The 20,280-nt window shown below is 65.8% G+C and carries 14 protein-coding genes; 10 read left to right on the forward strand and 4 right to left on the reverse strand.

The genetic code is table 11. The features are described from left to right. Positions 1-56 precede the first annotated feature (56 nt). Positions 57-437 (forward strand): glycine cleavage system protein GcvH, encoded by a 381-nt coding sequence (gene gcvH, locus MUN81_RS01930; RefSeq protein ID WP_245114715.1) that lies wholly within the window; start codon positions 57-59, stop codon positions 435-437. A 58-nt stretch (positions 438-495) separates the two neighbouring features. Beyond that, entirely contained in the window at positions 496-2,250 is a 1,755-nt protein-coding gene (locus MUN81_RS01935) for a VanZ family protein (protein ID WP_245114716.1), read from the forward strand. A 59-nt stretch (positions 2,251-2,309) separates the two neighbouring features. Here MUN81_RS01935 and MUN81_RS01940 read toward each other — a convergent pair whose 3' ends face one another. Together MUN81_RS01940 and MUN81_RS01945 are read right to left on the reverse strand one after the other, a co-directional pair. Beyond that, entirely contained in the window at positions 2,310-2,846 is a 537-nt protein-coding gene (locus tag MUN81_RS01940; RefSeq protein WP_190928801.1) for a hypothetical protein, read from the reverse strand. 338 nt (positions 2,847-3,184) lie between these two features. Next, the gene (locus tag MUN81_RS01945; protein ID WP_245114717.1) at positions 3,185-4,084 is read right to left on the reverse strand and encodes a YicC/YloC family endoribonuclease; all 900 of its coding nucleotides are present in this window, start codon (positions 4,082-4,084) and stop codon (positions 3,185-3,187) included. A 239-nt stretch (positions 4,085-4,323) separates the two neighbouring features. Between MUN81_RS01945 and MUN81_RS01950 the strand changes: the two genes are divergently transcribed. The 3 genes from MUN81_RS01950 (at position 4,324) to MUN81_RS01960 (ending at position 6,859) form a co-directional block, all read left to right on the forward strand. Further along, complete coding sequence (locus MUN81_RS01950; RefSeq protein ID WP_245114718.1) at positions 4,324-5,529, forward strand: glycosyltransferase; 1,206 nt, start codon at positions 4,324-4,326, stop codon at positions 5,527-5,529. A 62-nt stretch (positions 5,530-5,591) separates the two neighbouring features. Further along, positions 5,592-5,771, forward strand: a complete 180-nt coding sequence (locus tag MUN81_RS01955; RefSeq protein ID WP_245114719.1) for a hypothetical protein — start codon at positions 5,592-5,594, stop codon at positions 5,769-5,771. A gap of 8 nt (positions 5,772-5,779) precedes the next feature. Next, positions 5,780-6,859 (forward strand): polysaccharide biosynthesis C-terminal domain-containing protein, encoded by a 1,080-nt coding sequence (locus tag MUN81_RS01960; protein WP_245114720.1) that lies wholly within the window; start codon positions 5,780-5,782, stop codon positions 6,857-6,859. A gap of 158 nt (positions 6,860-7,017) precedes the next feature. On the opposite strand, the gene MUN81_RS01965 is transcribed toward MUN81_RS01960, so the two are convergent. Both MUN81_RS01965 and MUN81_RS01970 read right to left on the reverse strand, forming a co-directional pair. Next, on the reverse strand, positions 7,018-10,554 hold the full coding sequence (locus tag MUN81_RS01965) for a gliding motility-associated C-terminal domain-containing protein (protein ID WP_245114721.1): 3,537 nt from the start codon (positions 10,552-10,554) through the stop codon (positions 7,018-7,020). 96 nt (positions 10,555-10,650) lie between these two features. Beyond that, entirely contained in the window at positions 10,651-14,178 is a 3,528-nt protein-coding gene (locus MUN81_RS01970; RefSeq protein ID WP_245114722.1) for a gliding motility-associated C-terminal domain-containing protein, read from the reverse strand. 226 nt (positions 14,179-14,404) lie between these two features. Here MUN81_RS01970 and MUN81_RS01975 point away from each other — a divergent pair, with 226 nt between their 5' ends. The 5 genes from MUN81_RS01975 (at position 14,405) to MUN81_RS01995 (ending at position 20,272) form a co-directional block, all read left to right on the forward strand. Next, positions 14,405-15,640, forward strand: coding sequence for an endonuclease/exonuclease/phosphatase family protein (locus MUN81_RS01975; protein WP_245114723.1), 1,236 nt, complete (start codon positions 14,405-14,407; stop codon positions 15,638-15,640). An 80-nt stretch (positions 15,641-15,720) separates the two neighbouring features. After that, a complete protein-coding gene (locus tag MUN81_RS01980) occupies positions 15,721-16,086 on the forward strand; it encodes a four helix bundle protein (protein ID WP_245114724.1) in 366 nt (121 codons plus the stop codon). A gap of 95 nt (positions 16,087-16,181) precedes the next feature. Beyond that, positions 16,182-17,669, forward strand: coding sequence for a cysteine--tRNA ligase (cysS, locus tag MUN81_RS01985; protein ID WP_245114725.1), 1,488 nt, complete (start codon positions 16,182-16,184; stop codon positions 17,667-17,669). Positions 17,670-17,788: 119 nt separating this feature from the next. Next, entirely contained in the window at positions 17,789-18,829 is a 1,041-nt protein-coding gene (locus MUN81_RS01990; protein ID WP_245114726.1) for a M28 family peptidase, read from the forward strand. Between the two features lie 120 nt (positions 18,830-18,949). Then, positions 18,950-20,272, forward strand: a complete 1,323-nt coding sequence (locus MUN81_RS01995) for an alpha/beta hydrolase (RefSeq protein ID WP_245114727.1) — start codon at positions 18,950-18,952, stop codon at positions 20,270-20,272. Positions 20,273-20,280 lie beyond the last annotated feature (8 nt).

Here is a 20,280-nt window from a genome sequence, read left to right on the forward strand (position 1 = left end):
GGAGCCGAATGTGTACTTTTGACCCACCAACCCACTACTCCACTAACCCACCATATATGAACCTGCCCGCCACCCTCCACTACACCAAAGACCACGAATGGATTCGCGTTGAAGGCGACGTTGCCTATGTGGGCATCACCGACCACGCGCAGAAAGAGCTGGGCGACATCGTGTACGTCGACATCGACACCCTCGACAAAGACGTGGCCCAGCACGACGTGTTCGGCACAGTGGAGGCCGTGAAAACCGTTTCGGACCTGTTCAGCCCCATCACCGGCACCGTGCTGGAGGTGAATGCCAAGCTGGCCGATGCCCCCGAAACCGTGAACTCGGACCCCTACGGCGACGGTTGGATGGTGAAAATTTCCATTGCCAATCCGGCCGAGCTCGACGCCCTGCTGACCGCCGACGCCTACGGCGAGCTGGTGGGGGCCTAAGAGCCGGCACTGTTTTGGCTTGGGCGCCGCGATGTTCCCCGTACCCTTGCACAAACCATTGCCTGCTTCTTCCCCGCGCGCCTACGCCGCGCTGCCCCTTAGCTGGGCCGCCGTGGTGCTGGTGCTCACGCTCACGCCCTCCGATGAAATGCCGCGCACGCCCGTGTGGGAGCTGCTGTCGTTCGACACAGCCGCCCACGCGGGCGTGTTTTTTGTGCTGGCCGGCCTGAGCTGGTTTTCGCTGCGGCGGCAGCGCCGCTGGCCGCGCCTGGCCCACCGCGCCGGGGCGGTGGTGCTGGGGGCCAGCATCGTGTTTGGTGCCCTCATCGAAGTGCTGCAAGTGACCATGCGCCTCGGCCGCCACGGCGAATGGACCGACCTGCTGAGCGACGGCCTGGGTGCCGCGCTGGCCGTGGGCTTGGCCACGGCCTGGGCCAGGCGGCCACTGCGCGGGCAGGCGCTGGCCTGCCTGGGGTTGGTGGGCGCCACCGCGCTGGGCGCCGCCCCGGCCCAGGCCCAGAACCTACCCCGCGCCCGCGCCACCATCAAGAAGCTGGCCGCGCCCGAGCTGCACGGCCGCGGCTACGTGAAGCAGGGCGAGCACGCCGCCGCTGCCTACCTGCGCGAGCGCCTGCGCGCCCTGAAGCTGGCCCCGCTGGCGCCCAACTATACCCAGCCCTTCGCGCTCGACGTGAATACCTTTCCGGGCGAGGTCAGCGCGTCCATTCAGTCCGACGGCACCAAGCTGGCCACCGGCTGGCAGGCCGGCACCTCCTGCATTGCGGCGCCCAATTCCGGCCCCGGCACCGCCAGGGGCCGGATTTTGCTGCTCGATACCATGGTGTTCACCAAGGCTGCCGTGCAGGCGCGCTACCTGCTGGTGCCCTGGAGCAAGCGCGTGCTGCTCATGCGCGCTGCCGATGCCGCCCGCCTGCCGCAGCTGCCGGCCTTGCTGCAGCAGCGCTTCAATTCGGCGGCGGCGTTCATCACGGTGGTACCCAAGCTCACGGCCTCGCTGGCCGCCCAGCAGGTGCCCCAGCCCCGCGTAGAGGTGCTGGCCGAAAAAATGCCGCTGTGGCTCGACAAGGCCATTTTTGGCGACACCGCCACCGGTGCGGCCAAGGGGCACACCGTGTGGGGCACGGTGAAGGTAGGGGCTCAGCTGCAGCGCAACTACCAAACCCAGAACCTGGCTGCCGTGGTGCGCGGCGCGGCGCAGCCCGACTCCTTCCTCGTGGTGTCGGCTCACTATGACCACCTGGGCATGATGGGCCCCAAAGCCTACTTCCCCGGCGCTAACGACAACGCCAGCGGCGTGGCCCTACTGCTGGAGCTGGCCGCGTACTACGCCCGCCCCGAAAACCGCCCGGCCTGCTCCGTGGTGTTCCTGCTGTTTGGGGCCGAGGAGGCGGGCCTGGTGGGCTCTAACTACTTTGTGGCTCACCCGCTGGTGCCGCTTAAGAGCATCAAGTTTCTCGTCAACCTCGACCTGCTGGGCACCGGCGAGCAGGGCGCCACCGTCGTGAATGGCCGCGTGTTTGAAGCGCCCTACAAGCGCCTCTTAGCCCTCAACAATGCCCACCACTACCTGCCGGCCCTGGCGCCGCGCGGCCGCGCCGCCAATTCCGACCATTACCCTTTTTCTGAAGCCGGTGTGCCCGCATTTTTCCTCTACACCCGCGGCGGCAGCACGGCCTATCACGACGTGAACGACAAGCCCGCCGCCCTGTCGCTGGCCGGCTTCGCGGGCGCTTTTGGCTTGGTGCGCGATTTTCTCAACGAAGAAGGCGCCGCCCACCGCGCAAAAAAATAGTCGGTAGCCGAACCTGCGCTCGACTACCGACTATCGGCTGTTACTACATCGCTGACGGCTTAGCCTTTGGCTTTCAGCGAGAGCATGATTTGCTTGGCAATGGGCTCCCACTCGGGCTTCTGGCGGTCGGCGCAGTTAAAGGTGCAAATCATCAATTTGCCTTCCACGTCGGTGAAAAACACCAGCGTGTACACCTCGTGGCCCATTTCGGGCTTCATGAATTCGAGGAAGCCCACCTTGCGGTTGTTGATGTTTTTCACGCCATCGCCGAACCAGGTGGCGTCTTTGTATTGCTTGTGGTAAGTCTTGCCAAACGAGGCGGCGTAGATGTCGACCATGTCCTGGTCGGCGTCGTTGTCGCTGTAGTTGAAGGCCAGGCTGATGAGGTTGTTGTTGGTGAAAATCACGCTCGGGCGGCTCTGGGCTTTGGCGTAGGCGAAGTCCATCTGCTGCTCGGTCATCACCTCAAAGCCCTTGGGAATCAGGATTTCCACCCGCTCGCTGAGCACGCGTTTTTTCACCAGCTCAATCTCAGATAGCGGCCGGGCAGCCGTTAAAAAGAGCCCCAGAATGCAGAGTAAAAATGTAGATTTCATACTAATCGCGGAATAGGTGGTGGTAACTAAAACGGTAATTGAGTACCCAAGTTAGATACAATAATCAAATATCCAACTTTGCACTTGCAAATATCGGAATTTTTTTCTGTGAACGAAACACGAGGCATGGCACTAATCCAATAAAGCGCTAACATTCGGCTAGTTGAGACCGTGCCAAGTGGGCTATTCAAATGAGCTGCCAATCACAAAATGCCTGGCATATTCATTTGTTGTATTGCAAATTTTATAAGTATAGTACAATTAAAAGGCTCTTTTTCGACCGGCGAGCCCGATTTCTCGGCGAACGAAACCCGACACCCGACGGCCCCGATGGGCGGTTAAAGAATGTTGTTGAGCTGCTCTTTTATTTTTTCCAATTCCTCCTTCATGCCTACCACCAGGTGCTGCACCGTGGCATCGTTGGCCTTGGAGCCGATGGTGTTGATTTCGCGGCCAATTTCCTGGGCCAGAAAGCCCAGCTTTTTGCCAACGGCTTCGTCGGGCTGGTGGGCGGCTTCTTCAAAATAGGCTAAGTGAGCGGCCAGGCGTACTTTTTCTTCGGCAATGTCGAGCTTCTCGATGTAGTAGAGCACCTCCTGCTCGAAGCGCGTAGCGTTGAACTGCTCGTGGCTGGTGAGCTCGGCCAGGTGGCTGGCCAGGCGCTGGCGCACGTGCTCGATGCGGGCGGGGTCGTGCAGCTCCACGGCGGCCAGCTGCTGCCGGATGGTGGCCACGTAGCCCAGAATTTCGGTGGTCAGCGTCTGGCCTTCGTCCTGCCGAAACTGCTGCATGGCCGCCAGCGCTTCGGTGAGCAGGGGCTGTAGCTCGGCCCAGGTAATTTCTTCGGCGGCGGGCTCGGCGTCGCGCACTTCGGAGGCGGTGGGGATGACGCCCGGCAGGCGCAGCGCCGCCAGCAGGGTTTCCTCGCCGGCGGGCAGGCCCAGGCCGGCGGCCACGGCTTTCAACTCGTGGAAGGCGGCTACCAGCGCTTCTTTGTTGAGCGTGGCGGCGGTGCGGGCTGCGGCCGGGCGCACAAAATCGAGGTTGAGGTTGACTTTGCCGCGCAGCAGGGCCTTGGCCACCGCGTTGCGGATTTCCAGCTCGTGCGGCATCAGGAAGCGGGGCAGGCGCAGAGTCAGGTCGAGAGTTTTGGAATTTACTGACCGCAGTTCGACGGTGGCCGTGTAGGTGTCGGTTTCGCGGTGGGCCTGGCCAAAGCCGGTCATGGAAATGAGCATGGTATCAAAAAATAAGCGGAGCGGCGGGGGCCGCGGTTGTTCGGGGAAATTCGGTGCTGGCGCGGAAACAAGCTATGACGAAGGTAGCGGCCAAAGCAGCATGCCGCTCGGCCGCGCAGGCCCGGGCTTCAGGGGCCGGCGGCGTTTGGCTTCAGCCTGGCCGCAAGGCGGCGGAAAAGGAGTAATGGCCACGGCCGTACTTTGTAGCAAATTCGCCGCGCCTCTTTTTGCGTTCTGCCTTGAAACTGCCCCGCGTTCTGCACCTGCCCAAGTGGTACCCCAACCGCTACGACGACCAGGACGGCGACTTTGTGGGCCGGCACGTGGCCGCCATTGCGGCGTACGGCGGGGTGGAGGGCGCCGTGCTGTTTGCGGCCGTGGCGCGCGGCCCCATCCCGCAACTGATTGACGCCGATGAGGATTTCGACGGGCCCTGGCCCACGCTGCGCTACTACTACCGCGCCGCGCCTACCGGCCTGGCCCTACTCGACAAGCCGCTGAAGCTGCTGCTTTACTACTGGTGCCTGCTGCGCGGCTACCGGCAGCTGCAGCGGCATTGGGCCGGCCACGGCCCCGACCTGGTGCACGTGCACGTGCTGCTGCGCACGGGGCTGTTTGCCTGGGGCTTGCGGGTGCTGCGCGGCGTTCCCTTCGTCGTGACGGAGCACTGGACGCGCTACCTGCCGCCGCGCGCGGCCAGCATTTCGGGGCTGCGCCGCTGGCTGACGGCGGCCGTGGTACGCCAGGCCGCGGCCCTGCATACGGTGAGCGCCAACCTGCGCGACGCCCTGGCCGCGCTGGGTGCCCAAAATCCGGTTTCGGCGGTGATACCGAACGTGGTGGATACCGACCTGTTTCATCCCGGCAAGCCTGATGCGGTTCGGCCGGCACGCACCCTGCTGCACGTGGCGGCCTTCAACGAAGCGGCCAAAAACCTGTGCGGGCTGTTGCGCGCCGTGGCCGGCCTGCGCGCCGCCTGGCCGGGCCTGCGCCTGCGCATTGCCGGCTACGGCCCCGATGAAGCCCAGGTGCGCCAGCAGGCCACCGACCTGGGCCTGCTGGCCGACGGCACGGTGGTTTTTCTGGGCAAGCTGGCCCACCCGGCGGTGGCGGCCGAGATGCGCCAAGCCACCGGCTTCGTGCTGTTTTCCAACGTCGAAAACCTGCCCTGCGTACTTATCGAAGCCCAAGCCAGCGGCCTGCCGGTGGTGGCCACCCGCGTGGGCGGCGTGCCCGAGCTGGTGCCCGAAGGCAGCCCGTTCGGCCACATAGTGCCGGCCGGCGACGAGGCAGCGCTGGCCACGGCCCTGAGCCAGCTGCTGGCCCGTGCCGAAACTGACCCCACCGATGCCGCCGGGCTGGCCGCGGCGGTAAATAGTCGCTTTGGGGTGGAAGCGGTGGGCCGGCAGTTTGGGGCGCTCTACCGCCGGGTGCTGGCCAGCTGATTAGCGCATTCCCGTCTTCGGCCGAGGGGGAGTGCGGGTTTGTGTTGTTCTTTCGCGGGCTCATGTTCAAACGCATTCTTCAGCATTTCGCGGCGCGCGTGCTCACGGCGGGGCTCAGCTTTGCAGTGGTGTGGCTCACGGCGCGCTACCTGGGGGCGGCGGGGCGCGGGCAGGTCAGCCTGTTTTTTACCGACATGTCGGGGCTGGTGCTGCTGGCCGGGCTGGTGGGGGCTCGTCGCTGATATACCTCGTGCCGCGCCGCAATGCCTGGCACCTGCTGCTGCCGGCCTACGGCTGGGCCGCGGTGGTGAGCGTGGGCGGGGCCGTAGCGGTGGGCCTGCTGCGGCCGGTATCGGCGGAATACGTGCTGCACCTGGGGGCCGTGACGCTGGTGCAGGTGTTGCTGTCCATCAACCTGTTTCTGCTGCTGGGGCGCAAGCACGAGCAGGTGTATAATGTGCTCACCACGGCCCAGGCCGCGCTGCTGGCGCTGGCGCTGGCGGTGGCGTTTGCCGCGGCCCACTGGCTGGAAGTGCGGGTGTATTACTACGCCAACTACTTGGCTTATGGCCTGCCGTGGCTGCTCAGCCTGGGGCTGCTGCTGCGCCTGCCCGATGCCTGGGGCAGCCGCCGCGCCCGCCGCCGGGTGGTGGCCCGCGAGCTGGCCCGCCACAGCCGGAGCGCGCATTTTTCCAACCTACTCACCTTTGCCAACTACCGCTTCGGCTACTACGCGGTGGCGTACCTGGCCAGCGCCAGGGCGCTGGGCGTGCTTTCGGTGGGCGTGGCCTTGGCCGAGGCCATCTGGCTGATACCGCGCAGCACGGCCCTCATTCAGTACGTGGCGCTGGTGAATGCCGCCAATCAGCGCGAGCAAACCCACGCGGCCCTGCGCGGCAGCCGGCTCACGCTGCTGGCCACGGCTGGCGCGGTGCTGGTGCTGGCGGCCGTGCCCACGGCCTGGCTGGCGGCTTTTTTCGGGCCGGAGTTTGGGGCGGCGCACGGGGTCATTCTGGCGTTGGCGCCCGGCATCATGGCGTATGGGGCGGCCATGCAGGCCAGCTCCTATTTCAGCGGCACGGCGCGCTATGGTGTGAACAACCGCGCGGCCCTGCTGGGCTTGGCCGTGACGGTGCCCGCCTGCCTGGTGCTGGTGCCCCGCCTGGGCATGACCGGTGCGGCGCTGGGCATGTCGGCCTCTTACGCGGCCACAGCGGCGTACTTGCTGGTGCATTTCCGCCGCGCCATTGGTGCCGCCTGGCCGGACCTGCTGCCCGGTACCGCCGATTTGCGCTGGCTGGCGCTGCGCTTAAGGAGCACGGCAGAATGAAGAGAAATGAGTGTTTGAAAACGTCTGTCATCCTGAGCGCAGCGAAGGACCTTCGCAACGAAGAACGGTTTGCAGTAATGTCAAACGAAGCAAACGTGATAAGGTCCTTCGCTGCGCTCAGGATGACAGACGCGCCAATTCCTCATTAAGCCCAGGCGTCACCTTACCACTTCTACCGTGCCTTTTAGCTGGCGGCCGTCGGGGTAGGTGATGAGGTAGTAGTACACGCCGTCGGGCTGGCCTTCGGCCTGCCAGTCGTTGCGGTAGGCGGCGGCTTCGAACACCTTCTGGCCCCAGCGGGAGAAGATTTGCAGGTGCGGGGGGCAGTCTGGGCCCAGCCGGAAGGTTTGGTTTTGGTCGTCGCCGTTGGGGGTGATGATGTTCGGGATTTTGCTTGCCAGCACCTCCACCACGGGCAGGGCCAGTTGGGTTTCGCACTGGCTGGCGTTGTAGCGCAGGCGCGCCACGGGCTGGTATTTGCCCGGCGCTGTGTAGGTGTGGGTGGGCGAGTTTTCCGTCGATTGCGTGCCGTCGCCAAAATCCCAGCTCAGGCTGGTGCCCGCAACGGGTGCGCCGGCCGTGAAACGCAGCGTGAGCGGTGCCAGTCGGGCTTCGGGGCAATTGACCGGCGCTGCCGCCGCCGTGAGTGTGGGCACCGCCGCCACCAACACCCGCCGGGTGGAAGTGGCCGAACACCCCCCGCTGCTCACCACGTAGCTGAGCGTGGCGGGGCCCACAAAGCCAGCTGGCGGCGTGAAGTAGAAGCCCGTGGCCGGGCTGCCGCTCACGCCGGCGCCCGTCCAGATGCCGCCGGCCGGGCTGCCGCGCAGGGCAAAGCGCTGGGTGCTGCCGGGGCACAGCATGGTGTCGGCGGGCAGCACGGGCGCCGCCAGTCGGGTGATGGCCACGGTGCGGCTGTCCTGCACCACGCAGCCGCCCACGCTCAGCGTGTAGATGACCTGGTAGGTGCCCACCGCGCGGTTGGGGTCGAAATAAACCCCCGTGCTGCCCCCGGTGACGACGCCCGAGCCGCTCCACACCCCGCCGGCGGGCGCGGCGGTGAGCGGCACCACCGGAAGCGCCGGGTTGTTGAGCCCGGGGGCGCAGTACGTGGCTTGTAGCGGCGCCGTGATGGCCACCGTGGGCGGGGCCGTCACGGTTACGCGGCGGGTGCCGGTGGTGGTGCACAGCCCCGAGCTGAGCACGGTGTAAGTCAGGCTTTGCACTCCCACCAACGCCACCGAGGGTGTGAAAAAAAAGCCCGTGGCCAGGCTGCCCGTCACACCGGGCCCGCTCCAGATGCCGCCCGTCGGGTTGCCCACCAGGGGTTGGGGGCCGGCCGTGGCACACACCGTTTGGTCGGCGCCGGCGTTGGCGATGCTGGGCTCGAAGTTGAAGACAAAGGCGGCGTTGTTGCAGTTGCCGCTGGGGTTGAAGGTGGAGTAGGTATTGGCGCCCGGCGGAATGGGAAAGCCCGAGCCAAACCCGCAGGCGCACACGGCCTGGTACACCACGCCGCGCGGGTCGAAGCGCGAGGTGCCGCCGTCCACGTGGTCGTCGGTGCCGTTGGTGTCGCCGTAGTACGTGCCGTAGGCCAAGCTGCCCAGGCCCGCCGCAAACTGTACCAGGTAGAAGTCGCGGCTGTCGGTGCTGATTTGCAGCGCCCCCGGCGTGATGGGCATCCCGGACATGGGGCCATTGAGGGCCAGGTACGGCTCGCCGAACAAGTTGGTGTTGTGCCCGCCGCCCCAGCCACACACATACACTCGGTCGCAGCGGTCCACCAGGAAGGCCGTGGGGTCGAGGTCGATGCTGTTGCGGCCGCTGCCGAATACCGTGGCCAGCTGCGTGGTGCTCAGGTTGGGGTCGAGCTTGTGAATGAACTGCCGGCCGTTGGGGGTAATGAACAGGCCGGGCGTGGTGGGGTAGGCCCCGGCGGTCTGGCCCAGCACGTACACGCCGCCGTCGGTGCCCAATTGCAGGAAGTAGCTTTGGTCGTAGGCCGGCGTGCCCAGGTAGCTGGCGCGCAGCAGACTGGTGCCGCTGGCGCTGATGCGGGCCACAAAGCCATCGACGTCGCCTAGGGCCGCCGGCCGCAGGCTGCCGGCCGTGGTGGGAAAGTTGGGGCTCAGCGTGCCGCCGGCCACGTACACGTCGCCGCTCGTGGGCTCTACTTGGATAGAATACGCGGCATCGGAAGCGCCCCCGCCCAGGTAGCTGCCCCAGGTAAGGGCCGTGAGGGTGGGGTTGAGCTTGAGCACCAGGCCATCGGTGGTGCCGCCCCGGTAGGAGGTAGCAAAGCCGCGGGCCAAGGGGAAGTCGCTGGAAGAAGTGTTGCTGGCCACGTACACGTTGTCGGCCGCATCCACCAGAATGTCGCCCCGAAACGGGTCGCCATAGTTGTGGGCCAGCTGGGTGGTGGTGTTCACGTTCAGCGGGAGCACGCCCTCGTTGCCCGAGCCGCCCAGGTAGGTCGAGCCCACCAGGCCCGTGCCATTGGCGCTGAAGCGGGTTATCACCAAATCGGAGCCATTGGGCAGGGCGTAGTCGAAGCCGTAGCCGTAGGGGTCGGTGTAAAAGCCTTGGTTGAAGGTGCGCTGCAAAGCCCCTGCAGTGGTCGGGTAGTTGTTGCTGGAGCTGGCACCCAGCAGCAACAGCTCACCCTGGCTATTCACCACCAGGCTGGTGGGAAAGTCGGCGTTGCTGCCGCCGATATAGGACGCCCACACCCGCGCGGCGGGTCCGTTCACGCTGGTGTTGTATTTAATCACGCCAATGTCGATGACGCCCGAAAACTGCGTGCGAAAAGCGCCCGAGCTGGCCGGGTAGCCCAGCGAAAACACAATGCCGCCGGAGTAGAGGTTGCCCTGCGCGTCGTAGGTGGCCGTGAAGCCCCAGTTGTCGGCCGTCGAGCCGGTATAGGTAGCAAACACCACCACGGGGTCGATGACGAGCGGCAGGGTTTTATCATAATGGCCCAGCGCAAAGCGCACCGTGCCGTCGGCCAGCGCGTAGCGGCAGGCCACGGCCTTGCGCCGGCCGCGGGCGGTGGTTTGCCAGGCTTGCGGGGCGCGCTCCACGAGGGTGCCCACGCTGGTGCGCACCAGCAGGTTGCCTTCGGCATCCAGCTGCAGGCCGGTGGCGCCGTCGTGGCGCAGGGCAATGGCCTCGGGGCGGGCGCCGGGCGCCACTTCAAAGTCGTATTCCAGGTGCTGGTCGGCGCTTTCGTACACGCAGGCGTTCACGCCGGGCCACAGGCCGGCGTAGCGCAGCTCGCGGAAGCCGCGCACGCCGGTGGCCCAGCGCGTGGGGTCTTGGCCCAGGAAGTAGTTGCGCCGCTCCTCGGTGGCCTCGGTGGGGGTGATGGTGGCCGGGGCCGCGCCCGCAAAGCGCAGCTGCAGGGCGTGGCCGTGCAGCAGGCTGTCGGCGGCGGGCCGGCGCTGCTTGTGGGTGCCGTGGCCGGGCCGGTCGAGGCTGCCGCTGGCCAGCAACGAGAACGTGAGGCCGTCGGGCTCGGCAAATAGGCGGCCGCCGGGCAGGGCGGCCACGTATCGGGCGCGGTCGTCCCACTGGCCTTTGTTTTCCACAAATTCCAACGTGCGCTCGGGTCGGGTCGGGGGCGTGGTATGGGCCGTGGCCGCGGTGCCGAAACCCAGCTGCAGCACGCCCGCCGCTACGAGTAGAAATAGCTTCATCAACAACAGAATAAAGGACGGGTGGGAAAGTAAATATAAACGTTCGGCCGCCCCGGGTTGCGGAGCGGCCGAACGGGCAACAGCAGCCTGACCGGGCTAGCGGCGCACCTCCACCCAGCCCTTCACGCGCCGGTCGTCGGCATCGCGCAGCAGGAAATAGTAGATGCCGTCGGGCAGGTTTTTGGCATCCCAGTCGTTGTGGTACTCATCGGTTTGGTACACGCGCTGTCCCCAGCGCGAAAACACTTCCAGCGACGCCGGCTTGCAGCCGATGCGCGGCCGGAAGGTCTGGTTCTGGTTGTCGCCGTTGGGGGTGATGATGTTGGGCACGAACACAGCGCCCACCTCCACCGGCGCAAACCCCGTGAGCACCTCACAGTTGCCGTAGCGGGCCTGCAGCTGCACGCGGTAGGAGCCCGGCTTTTCGTACACGTGCGTGGGTTCGGCCTCGGTGCTGGTGCTGCCATCGCCAAAATCCCAGAGGTAGGTGGCCCGGGGCGCCAGCAGCACCGGCGAGAGCTGGCACTTGAACGGAGCCAGGCCCGCGTACTGCGGCACGGCCTCGCACACCGGCAGGTTCAGGCCCACGTCCTGGGTGGAGGTGGGGGCCAGCACCACCGTGCGGGTGGCCGCGGCCTGGCAGGGGCCCTCGGTCACGGTATATGTCAGGGGGAAGACGCCGCCGCGGTTGTTGGTGTTCGGGGGTGTGAAAAAGCCGCTCGGGGTAACGCCCGTACCGCTCCACACGCCGCCCGCCGGGCTGTAGCCGCGCAGCTGGAAGGGCTGGCGTAGGTCGGCGCACAGGGTGGTGTCGCGGCCAGGCACCACGGTGGGCGGGCGCGTCACCACCACCTGCCGGGTGCCCACGCCGCAGCCCAGCGAGTCCGCGACGGTGTAGCTGATGGTGTGCGTGCCCGGCCCGGCTGCGGCCGGCAGGAAAATGCTGCCCGATACGCCCGGCCCGCTCCACACCCCGCCCGGCACCGAGGCCGTGAGGGCCGCGCCCTGGCCGCTGGTGCACTGGGGCGAAATGGGGTTCACCGTGGGCACCACGGGCGGCGCCACCACGTAGCGCACGCTGCGCGTGCTGATGCAGGTGCCCGTGGAGGCCACCGTGTAGGTGAGGCCGTACTGGCCGGGGCCCACCGCGGCGGGCTCAAACTGGTAGCCGCCGCCGGCCGTGGCCTGCACGCCCGGCCCGGTCCAGATGCCGCCGATGGGCGTGCCGCTCAGGGCCACCGGCCCGCTGCCCACGCACACAAAGCGCCGCGGGCCGGGGTCGGCCTGAATGATTTCGAAGTTCATCTTGAAGGCCCCGTTGTTGCAGTTGGTGCTGCCGTTTTGGGTGGTGTAGGTGCCGGCGTCGGGCGGGGAGGGAAAGCCCTGCGTGCCGCGGCAGCTGGCGCACACCGCCTGGTAGACAATGCCGCGCCGGTCGAAGCGCGAGGTGCCGCCGTCGACGTGCTCAGCCCCACCACCGTTTTGCCCGAAGTAGGTGCCGTACTGCAGGCTGCTCATGCCGGCCCCAAACTGGGCCAGGTAAAAGTCGGAGCCGTCGGTGGTGCGCTGGAAGGCATTACCCGTCACGGGCAGGCCGAAGGTGGTGCCCTGCAGGTAGCCGCCGGTGTCTTCGCCGCCCCAGCCCGCCACGTAAATACGCTCGCACTCATCCACCAGAAACGCCGTGGGCACCAGGTCGATGCTGGAGCGCCCGCTGCCAAACACCGTGCTGTAGATGCTGGCCGTGAGGTCGGGGTTGAGCTTTTGGATGAACTGCCGGCCACCCGCCACGGTGTAGAGGCCCGGCGTGACGGGGTACTGCCCCAGCGTTTGGCCAAACAAATAGGCGTTGCCGGCCGCGTCGAGCTGCAGAAACTGGGCCTGGTCGTAGCTGGCCGTGCCCACAAAGGTGGCCCGCTCCAGCGTGCGCCCGTCGGCGCTCACGCGGGCTGCAAAGCCGTCTACCCCGCCCTGCAGCGCGGCCCGGAAGGCGCCCGTGGTGCCCGGCAGCGTGGGCGAATTGGTGCCGCCGCACACGTATACCCGCCCCTGCGCGTCGCGCTGAATGGAGTAGGCCGCGTCGGCGGCGGTGCCGCCCAGCAGGCCGGCCCAGGCCACGGCGCTCAGGTCGGCGGTGAGCTTGCACACCAGCGCATCGGAGCTGCCGCCCCGGAAAGTGGGGTTGAAGCCCTGGCTCAGGCCCGGAAAGTTGGTCGAAGTCGACGACGACGCCACGTACACGTTGCCGTTGCCATCAAGCACCACGTCGCTCCGAAACACGTCGCCGTAGTTGGAGGCCGTGGCCGAGTATTCGTTCAGCACGCCGTCGTTGCCGGAGCCGCCCAGGTAGGTGCTGGCGCGCAGGGTGCTGCCGTTGGCGTCGAGGCGCACCACCACCAGGTCGGCGCCGTTGGGCATGAGGTATTGCGGCAACGTGGTCGGATTTGCCACATTGAAAGGATTGAGCGAGGAGCCGCCGCCGAACGTGCGCTGAGCCGCCCCCGGCGTGGTGGGAAAGTTGGTGGAGGAAGTGCTGCCCAGCACCACCAGCTCGTTTTGCGCGTTCACCACTAGGCTGCTCGGAAAGTCGGCACTGTTGCCGCCCAGGTAGGTGGCCCACATCCGCGCCGCCGTGCCCCGCACGGTGGTGTTGTACTTGATGAGGGCCATGTCTTCGAGGCTGCTGAAGCTGGCCTGGTAAGCGCCTACCGTGGTAGGAAATCCCGCCCCAAATGCAATGCCACCGGAGTAAAGGTTGCCGGCCGCGTCATAAGTCGCCGTGAAGCCCCAATTGTCGGCCGCCGAGCCGGTGAGCGTGGAAAACTGCACCGTGGGGTCGATGGTGAGGGCGCGGCTGTGGTCGTAGGCACCCAGGGCAAACGTGACGGTGCTGCCTTTGAGCACGTAGCGGCACGCCACGGGCTGCTGGCGGCCGGCCGCGTCCATTTGCCAGGCCTGCGGGGCTTGTTCTGTGACGGTGGCCACCGTGGTTTTCACCACGAGGTTGCCGGCGCCGTCGAGGCTGAGGCGGCTGGCGCCGTCGTAGCGCAGGGCCACGCGGGCGGGGTTGGCGTGCGGTGCCAGCAGCACGTCGTATTCCAGGCGCTGGTTGGCGTTTTCATATAAGGTTAGGTCGATGCCAGGCCAGAGTTGCTCGTAGCGCAGGCGGCGGTAGGCGGCCACGTCGCTGGCCCAGCGCTTGGGGTCGGCGCCCACGAAGTAGTTGCGGGTGCCGGCCGTGGCCCCCTCGGCGGTGAGTTTGGCGCGGGCGCTGGCTTTTTCAAAATGCACCGTGTAGGCGTGGGCCGCCACCACGGCCGGTGTGGCGGCGCGGGTGCCGCCCGGCGCCGGGCGGCCGGTGGCTTCGCGGTGGTGCTGCAGCAGGGCGGGGTCCACGAAGGCGTAGGTGAGGGCGTCGCGCTGCACAAACAGCCGGCCCGAGGGCAGGGCGGCTTCGTAGCGCACGGGGACTTCCCACTGGCCTTTGTTGTGAATGAATTCCAGGCTGGGCTGCCCGGGTTCGCTGCCCGTCGCGCGGGCCGGGCCGGCTCCGGCCATCAGCAGCAATAAACCCAGCGGCAACGGCCCCAACGGCCGGAAACTAAAGCGGAAAAGTAGAGGCATAGAAGCGCCAAAGGCAGGAAAGAAGGAAAAGGAAGCCGCCAGCAGAAAGGACCCATTCGCGGGCCGGCACGGTTGCAGCCGAAACGGATGAGGCGCAAAATTCGTGCAAGGTTGCGCGGGATTCTCGCACCATTTCCGCTGGGCACGCACCGGGAATATAAAGGCCCCCGACCTGCCGCTGCTTGCAGGCCCTGCCGCTACCTTTGCGGGCTCGTTTGCCAGTGCTGTGCGCCGCTCTTTCGCTTTCAAAATAACCTTGCTTACCCTGGGCTGGCTGCTGCTGGCCATTGCCTGCCAGCAGGTGCCGGCTGCGGCGTTCTGGCCGGTGCTGTTTGGGGCACTCACCACGCCGCTGGCGCTGCTGTGCACGCTGCTGCTGGCGCTGTACTGGCTGCGGCGCAACTGGCGGGTGGCCGTGCTGCCCCTGCTGGTGCTGGGCCTCACCTGGCCCCATTTGCAGCGCGGCCTGGCCCTGCACCTGCCCCGCGCCAACAAGCTGCCCCCCGCCACCGGCACCGTGGGCAAGCGCAACGCCACCCTGCAGAAAGCCCCGGTGCCGGCCTCACAATTCTATGAGGTACACCCCACGGAAGTGTCGCTGCTGTCGGCCAATGTGCGCATTTTCAATGTGTATGCCCAGCTGCGCGACCCCGACATGGCGTCTTCCACGGGCTTCATTCGCTGGCTGGCTGCCAGTCCGGCCGACGTGCTGTGCCTGCAGGAGTTCTACAACGAGCCCCACGGCTCGCGCAACGACAAGGACATTTTCCGGACCGAGGAATACCTGGGGCGCGGCAGCGGCCGGCACGCTTTCGTGTCGGTCACGCTCACCAACAGCATCGGGGCCGAGTTTGGGCTGGCCATTTTCTCGCGCTTTCCCATTGTGCGCCGGGGCACCATCTCCTTCGGCAAGCTCACCCAAAACCACGCCATGTGGGCCGACGTGGTGCGCCCCGCCGCCCGCACCGGCCGCGGCCGCCCCGATACCCTCCGCATTTTCAACCTGCACCTGCAGAGCATGAGCATGGCCGAGGCCGACATTGCCGCCGCCACCGGCAGTCGCGACGGCCTGCGCCAGAAAGCGCCCAACCTGCTGCGCCGCTTCCGCAACGGCGCGGTGGCCCGCGGCACCCAGGTCGACACGCTGCTGGCCCGGGTGGCCCACTCGCCCTACCCCGTGCTGCTGGCCGGCGACCTCAACGACCTGCCCTATTCCTACGCCTACGACCAGCTGGCCGACCACCTGCAAAACGCCTGGGCCACCGTCGGCCTGGGCATTGGCGCCACCTACAACGGCCGCCTGCCCCTGCTGCGCATCGACCAGCAGTTTGCCAGTCCGCAGTGGCGGGTGCTGGGCTGCCAGGTGCACCGGGAAGTGAAATGGAGCGACCATTTTCCGGTCGAGGCATTGTATCAGTTATCAGTTATCAGTGAGCAGTTATCAGTGGGCAGTTATCAGTGAGCAGTTATCAGTGAGCAGTTATCAGTGAGCAGTTATCAGTGAGCAATCAACCGTTCACTGATAACCGAGTAGTTTTGGCTATGGATAAGCCACAGTACGAAGCCGGTCCGCTGCTACAGAAATCGTTTGCTTTCGCGGTGCGCATGATGAAATTCTACCGCCACCTGCAAACGAATGAGCGGGAATTCGTAGTCTCCAAGCAAATGGTTCGCAGCGCGACGGCGATAGGAGCAAACGCAGAAGAAGCAACCGGGGCAATATCGACTGCTGACTTTACGAGCAAAATTTCCATTGCCTACAAAGAGGCCCGTGAGACAAGTTATTGGCTCCGGTTGTTACAGGCGGCTGGCTACATCGAGGAAAAGATGTTTCTCTCACTTCACGACGATTGTCAGCAACTTTGTCGTATTCTATTCTCCATTCTGCGCTCAAGCGGCCGCGCATAAGTGCAGTTAACAGTTACCAATGAGCAGTTATCAATGCTGTTCCACTCTCTTCAAACAACTGTTCACTGCTCACTGACAACTGTTAACTGATTTTCATGCTCTCGCTCTATAACACGCTTTCCCGCCGAAAAGAAGAATTCCAGCCCGTGCACCCGCCCCAGGTGGGTGTGTACTTATGCGGCCCCACCGTGTACAGCGAGGCGCATTTGGGCAACGCGCGCGGGCCGGTGGTGTTCGACGTGCTGACGCGCTACCTGCGTCACCTGGGCCACCAGGTGCGCTACGTGCGCAACATCACCGACGTGGGCCACCTCGAAAGCGACGCCGACACCGGCGAGGACAAGATGGAGAAAGCCGCCCGCGCGGCCCGCATCGAGCCCATGCAGGTGGCCCAGCACTTCACCAACCGCTACCGCCAGCACATGCTGGCGTTGGGCTGCTTGCCGCCCGACATCGAGCCCCAGGCCAGCGGCCACATCATCGAGCAGATTCAGGTCATCGAGGAAATCATCGCCAACGGCCTGGCCTATGAGGTGAACGGCTCGGTGTATTTCGACGTGCCTAAGTACAACGAGTCCGAACGCTACGGCAAGCTCTCGAACCGCAGCATTGAAGACCAGCTGGCCGGCACGCGTGCCAACCTGGAGGGCCAGAGCGAGAAGCGCAGCCCGCTGGACTTTGCCCTTTGGAAAAAGGCCGCGCCCGAGCACATCATGCGCTGGCCTTCGCCCTGGGGCGAAGGATTCCCCGGCTGGCACCTGGAGTGCTCGGCCATGAGCCGCAAGTACCTCGGCAAGCTGAGCGACATCCACGGCGGCGGCCTGGACCTGATGTTTCCGCACCACGAGTGCGAAATCGCGCAGAGCCAGGGCAGCCATGCCCACACCGACGAGGCCCGCTTCTGGCTGCACAACAACATGATAACCGTGAACGGCACCAAGATGAGCAAGAGCCTGGGCAACTTCGTGCTGCTCGGCGACATGTTTGTGGGGCCCACCGGCGGCTTGTCACAGGCGTATTCGCCCATGGTGGTGCGCTTCTTCCTGCTGCAGGCCCACTACCGCTCGCCCGTGGACGTGAGCGACGACGCCCTGCAGGCCGCCCGCAAAGGCTACCGCAAGCTGATGAACGGCCTGCGCCTGCTGGATAAGCTCACGGCCACGGAAGTGACCGGCGAAGTATCGGAAACCGCCGCTCAGCAGCTGCTGGCCTTGGCCGCCAAGCCTGCCGAGTTCCTCAACGACGACCTGAACACGCCGCGCGCCTTGGCTGCCCTGTTCGACCTGCTTAAGCGCTTCAACACCCTGGCGGCCACGCCAGCCGCCTTGGCCGAAGTGGGCGCTAAGGCGCTGGCGCAAGCCGCCGCCACCTACCGCACCCTGGTGCAGGACGTGCTGGGCCTGCAGGACGAGCCCCGCGCCAACGCCGAGCTGCTCCTCGACCTCACGCTGGGCTTTTATTCCGAAGCCAAAGCCGACAAAGCCTACGACAAGGTGGACCAGATTCGGGCCGCCCTCAAAGGCCAGGGCATCGTGATAAAAGACACCAAGGCCGGCGTGGAGTGGGCCTACAGCGAGGAATAATTTCGCAAGCCCACTGCATCACATTTATTCACTAACCGAAACATTCGCCAGGCTCCCCCTCTCCTTTGGGAGAGGGGGCCGGGGGTGAGGCCCACCGTCCGCGCCGCATCGCACGTCGCATGAATTTCCGCACTTTCCGCCTTCCCCTGGCCGCTCTGGCGGGCCTGCTCGTTCTCACCGGCTGCCCGGACAAAACCAAAACCACCGAAACGGCCGACACCAGCGCGCCGGCTGCCCCCAAGCTGCCCAAGGCGCCGGTGTTCAACGCCGACTCGGCCTATGCCTTCACGGCCAAGCAGGTGAGCTTCGGGCCGCGCGTGCCCAACTCGAAGGCCCACGTGGCCTGCGGCGATTGGCTGGTGCGCAAGCTGAAGGGCTACGGCCTGAAGGTGATGGAGCAGCCGTTCACGGCGATGACGTTTGACGGCACCAACATCCGGGCCCGCAACATCATTGCCCAGTACCAGCCCACGGCGGCGCGGCGCGTGGCCATCTTCGGCCACTGGGACACCCGGCCTTTCGCCGATGCCGACAAGGACCCGGCCAAGAAAAACAAGCCCATGGACGGCGCTTCCGACGGCGCCAGCGCCGTGGCCGTGGCCCTGGAAATGGCACGGGTGCTCAGCCAGCAGCCCGATTCGCTGGCCCCCAACGTGGGCGTCGACTTCATCTTCTTCGACGCCGAGGACTGGGGCCACGACGAGGGCACTCAGCAGGGCGTGAAAAACCAGCTCGACGGCAGCGGCACCGACTCGTGGTGCCTGGGCTCGCAGTACTGGTCCAAAAACCTGCTGCCCGTGGGCTACAAGGCCGAGTTCGGCGTGCTGCTCGACATGGTGGGCGCCAAGGGCGGCACCTTCACCCGCGAAGAAACCTCGCGCACCAACGCCCGCGGCCCGCTCGACAAAATCTGGAACACGGCGGCCACGCTGGGCTACTCCGATTTCTTCCGCTTCCAGGACACCGGCGGCATCACCGACGACCACGTGTACACGAACCGGGCCGGCATCCCCACGCTCGACATCTACGACCACCCCACTTACGGCGACGACTACTTTCCCGCCTACCACCACGCCACCACCGACAACATGAGCATCATCGACCGCAAGACGCTCAAGGCGGTGGGCCAGACCATGGTGCAGGTGCTCTACGTCGACTAAGAAGTGCCTAAGCCTTCCTAAGTCAACGGCGACCTTGAAATGACAGGCGAAAACGGCCAGCGGGGCAACCTGTCGGCCGGTTTGCTAATCAGCCTATTTTACCCTCATCTTTCTTTGCGCTTGAAACACTTCGCCCTCCTGCTCACGCTGTTGGCCTGCTACCTGCCCGCGGCGGCCCAATCCAAACTCAAAACCCAGGTCAGCTCCCTGTTCTATTTCCGGCAGCGGGTAGACGTGCAGCCCTACGCCGGCCGCGCCTACCGCCTCTCGGCCCGCATGAAAGTGGACGCTCCGGCCGGCGACAGTGCCGATGCCAACGTTTTTGCGGTGGTCTTTGATAAGAACAAGAAGTTTCTGAGCATGAGCAAGCCCGGCCAGATGCGGGCCAAGCGGCGCGACGGCCAGTGGCGCACCTTCTCCCTCTCCGGCACGCTGCCCCGCACCGCCGTCGGGCTGACCCTTAATGCCAACGTCTACCTCAACGGCACCTTCGGCTACGACGACTTCAAGCTGGAAGTGGCCGCCGGCAAAGGCCAGTGGCAGGCCGTGCCGCTGCTCAACGGCGACTTTGAGGCCGCCCGCGCCGACAGCGCCAGCGGTTTCCCCAACGGCTGGCGGCCGCTTTACCTCAACGAGGCTTTTCGGTTCCGCACCGCGCAGGAGCCCGCTGGCAACCACTACCTGGAGCTCGCCGGCCAGGGCGCCGTGCACTACGGCAAAAACGCCCGCGCCGGGCACACGGTGGCCGTCAACGGCATCAAGCTTTACTACGAAACCTACGGCACCGGCGAGCCCCTGCTGCTGCTGCACGGCAACGGCCAGTCCATCTCGGCCTTCAATGGCCAGATTCCGGAATTGGCCAAGCACTACCAGGTTATCGCCGTTGACACCCGCGCCCAGGGCCAGAGCACCAACGGCAAGCCCACGCTCACCTACGACCTGTTTGCCGACGACATGAGCGCCCTGCTCACGGCCCTGCACATTCCCGCCGCGCACGTGGTGGGCTGGAGCGACGGCGGCAACACCGGCCTCAGCATGGCCCTGCACCACCCGCAGCAGGTGAAGAAGCTGGTGACCATGGGCGCTAACCTCTGGGCCGACTCCACGGCCGTGACCGCCGCCACCCTCAAAGAAGTGCGCCAGGGCAAAGCCCTGACCACGCTGCTCTACCCCGTCAACCAGCAGGCGCGCAAGGTGCGCCCGCTCATGGTGCTGCTGCTCGACTATCCGCGCATGAAGGCCGTGGACCTGGCCGGCGTCGCCGTGCCCACGCTGGTGCTGGCCGGCGAGAAAGACCTCATCAAAGAGGAACATTCCCGCCTCATTGCCCGCAGCCTGCCGCACGGGCAGGTGCAGTTTCTGCCCGGCCTCACGCACTACGCCCCGCAGGAAGACCCGGCCGTGTTCAACGCGGCGGTGCTGGCGTTTTTGGGAAAGCCGTAGGTAATCAA

It is taken from the genome of Hymenobacter sp. 5317J-9, from assembly GCF_022921075.1.
Taxonomy (GTDB): Bacteria; Bacteroidota; Bacteroidia; order Cytophagales; family Hymenobacteraceae; genus Hymenobacter.

Bases quoted from the DNA above. Each gene is read 5' to 3' on its own strand.
- gcvH (WP_245114715.1), top strand. From the start codon at position 57: ATGAACCTGCCCGCCACCCTCCACTACACCAAAGACCACGAATGGATT.
- MUN81_RS01980 (WP_245114724.1), top strand. From the start codon at position 15,721: ATGGATAAGCCACAGTACGAAGCCGGTCCGCTGCTACAGAAATCGTTT.
- MUN81_RS01955 (WP_245114719.1), top strand. From the start codon at position 5,592: ATGTTCAAACGCATTCTTCAGCATTTCGCGGCGCGCGTGCTCACGGCG.
- MUN81_RS01965 (WP_245114721.1), bottom strand. From the start codon at position 10,554: ATGAAGCTATTTCTACTCGTAGCGGCGGGCGTGCTGCAGCTGGGTTTC.
- MUN81_RS01940 (WP_190928801.1), bottom strand. From the start codon at position 2,846: ATGAAATCTACATTTTTACTCTGCATTCTGGGGCTCTTTTTAACGGCT.
- MUN81_RS01945 (WP_245114717.1), bottom strand. From the start codon at position 4,084: ATGCTCATTTCCATGACCGGCTTTGGCCAGGCCCACCGCGAAACCGAC.
- MUN81_RS01970 (WP_245114722.1), bottom strand. From the start codon at position 14,178: ATGCCTCTACTTTTCCGCTTTAGTTTCCGGCCGTTGGGGCCGTTGCCG.
- cysS (WP_245114725.1), top strand. From the start codon at position 16,182: ATGCTCTCGCTCTATAACACGCTTTCCCGCCGAAAAGAAGAATTCCAG.
- MUN81_RS01990 (WP_245114726.1), top strand. From the start codon at position 17,789: ATGAATTTCCGCACTTTCCGCCTTCCCCTGGCCGCTCTGGCGGGCCTG.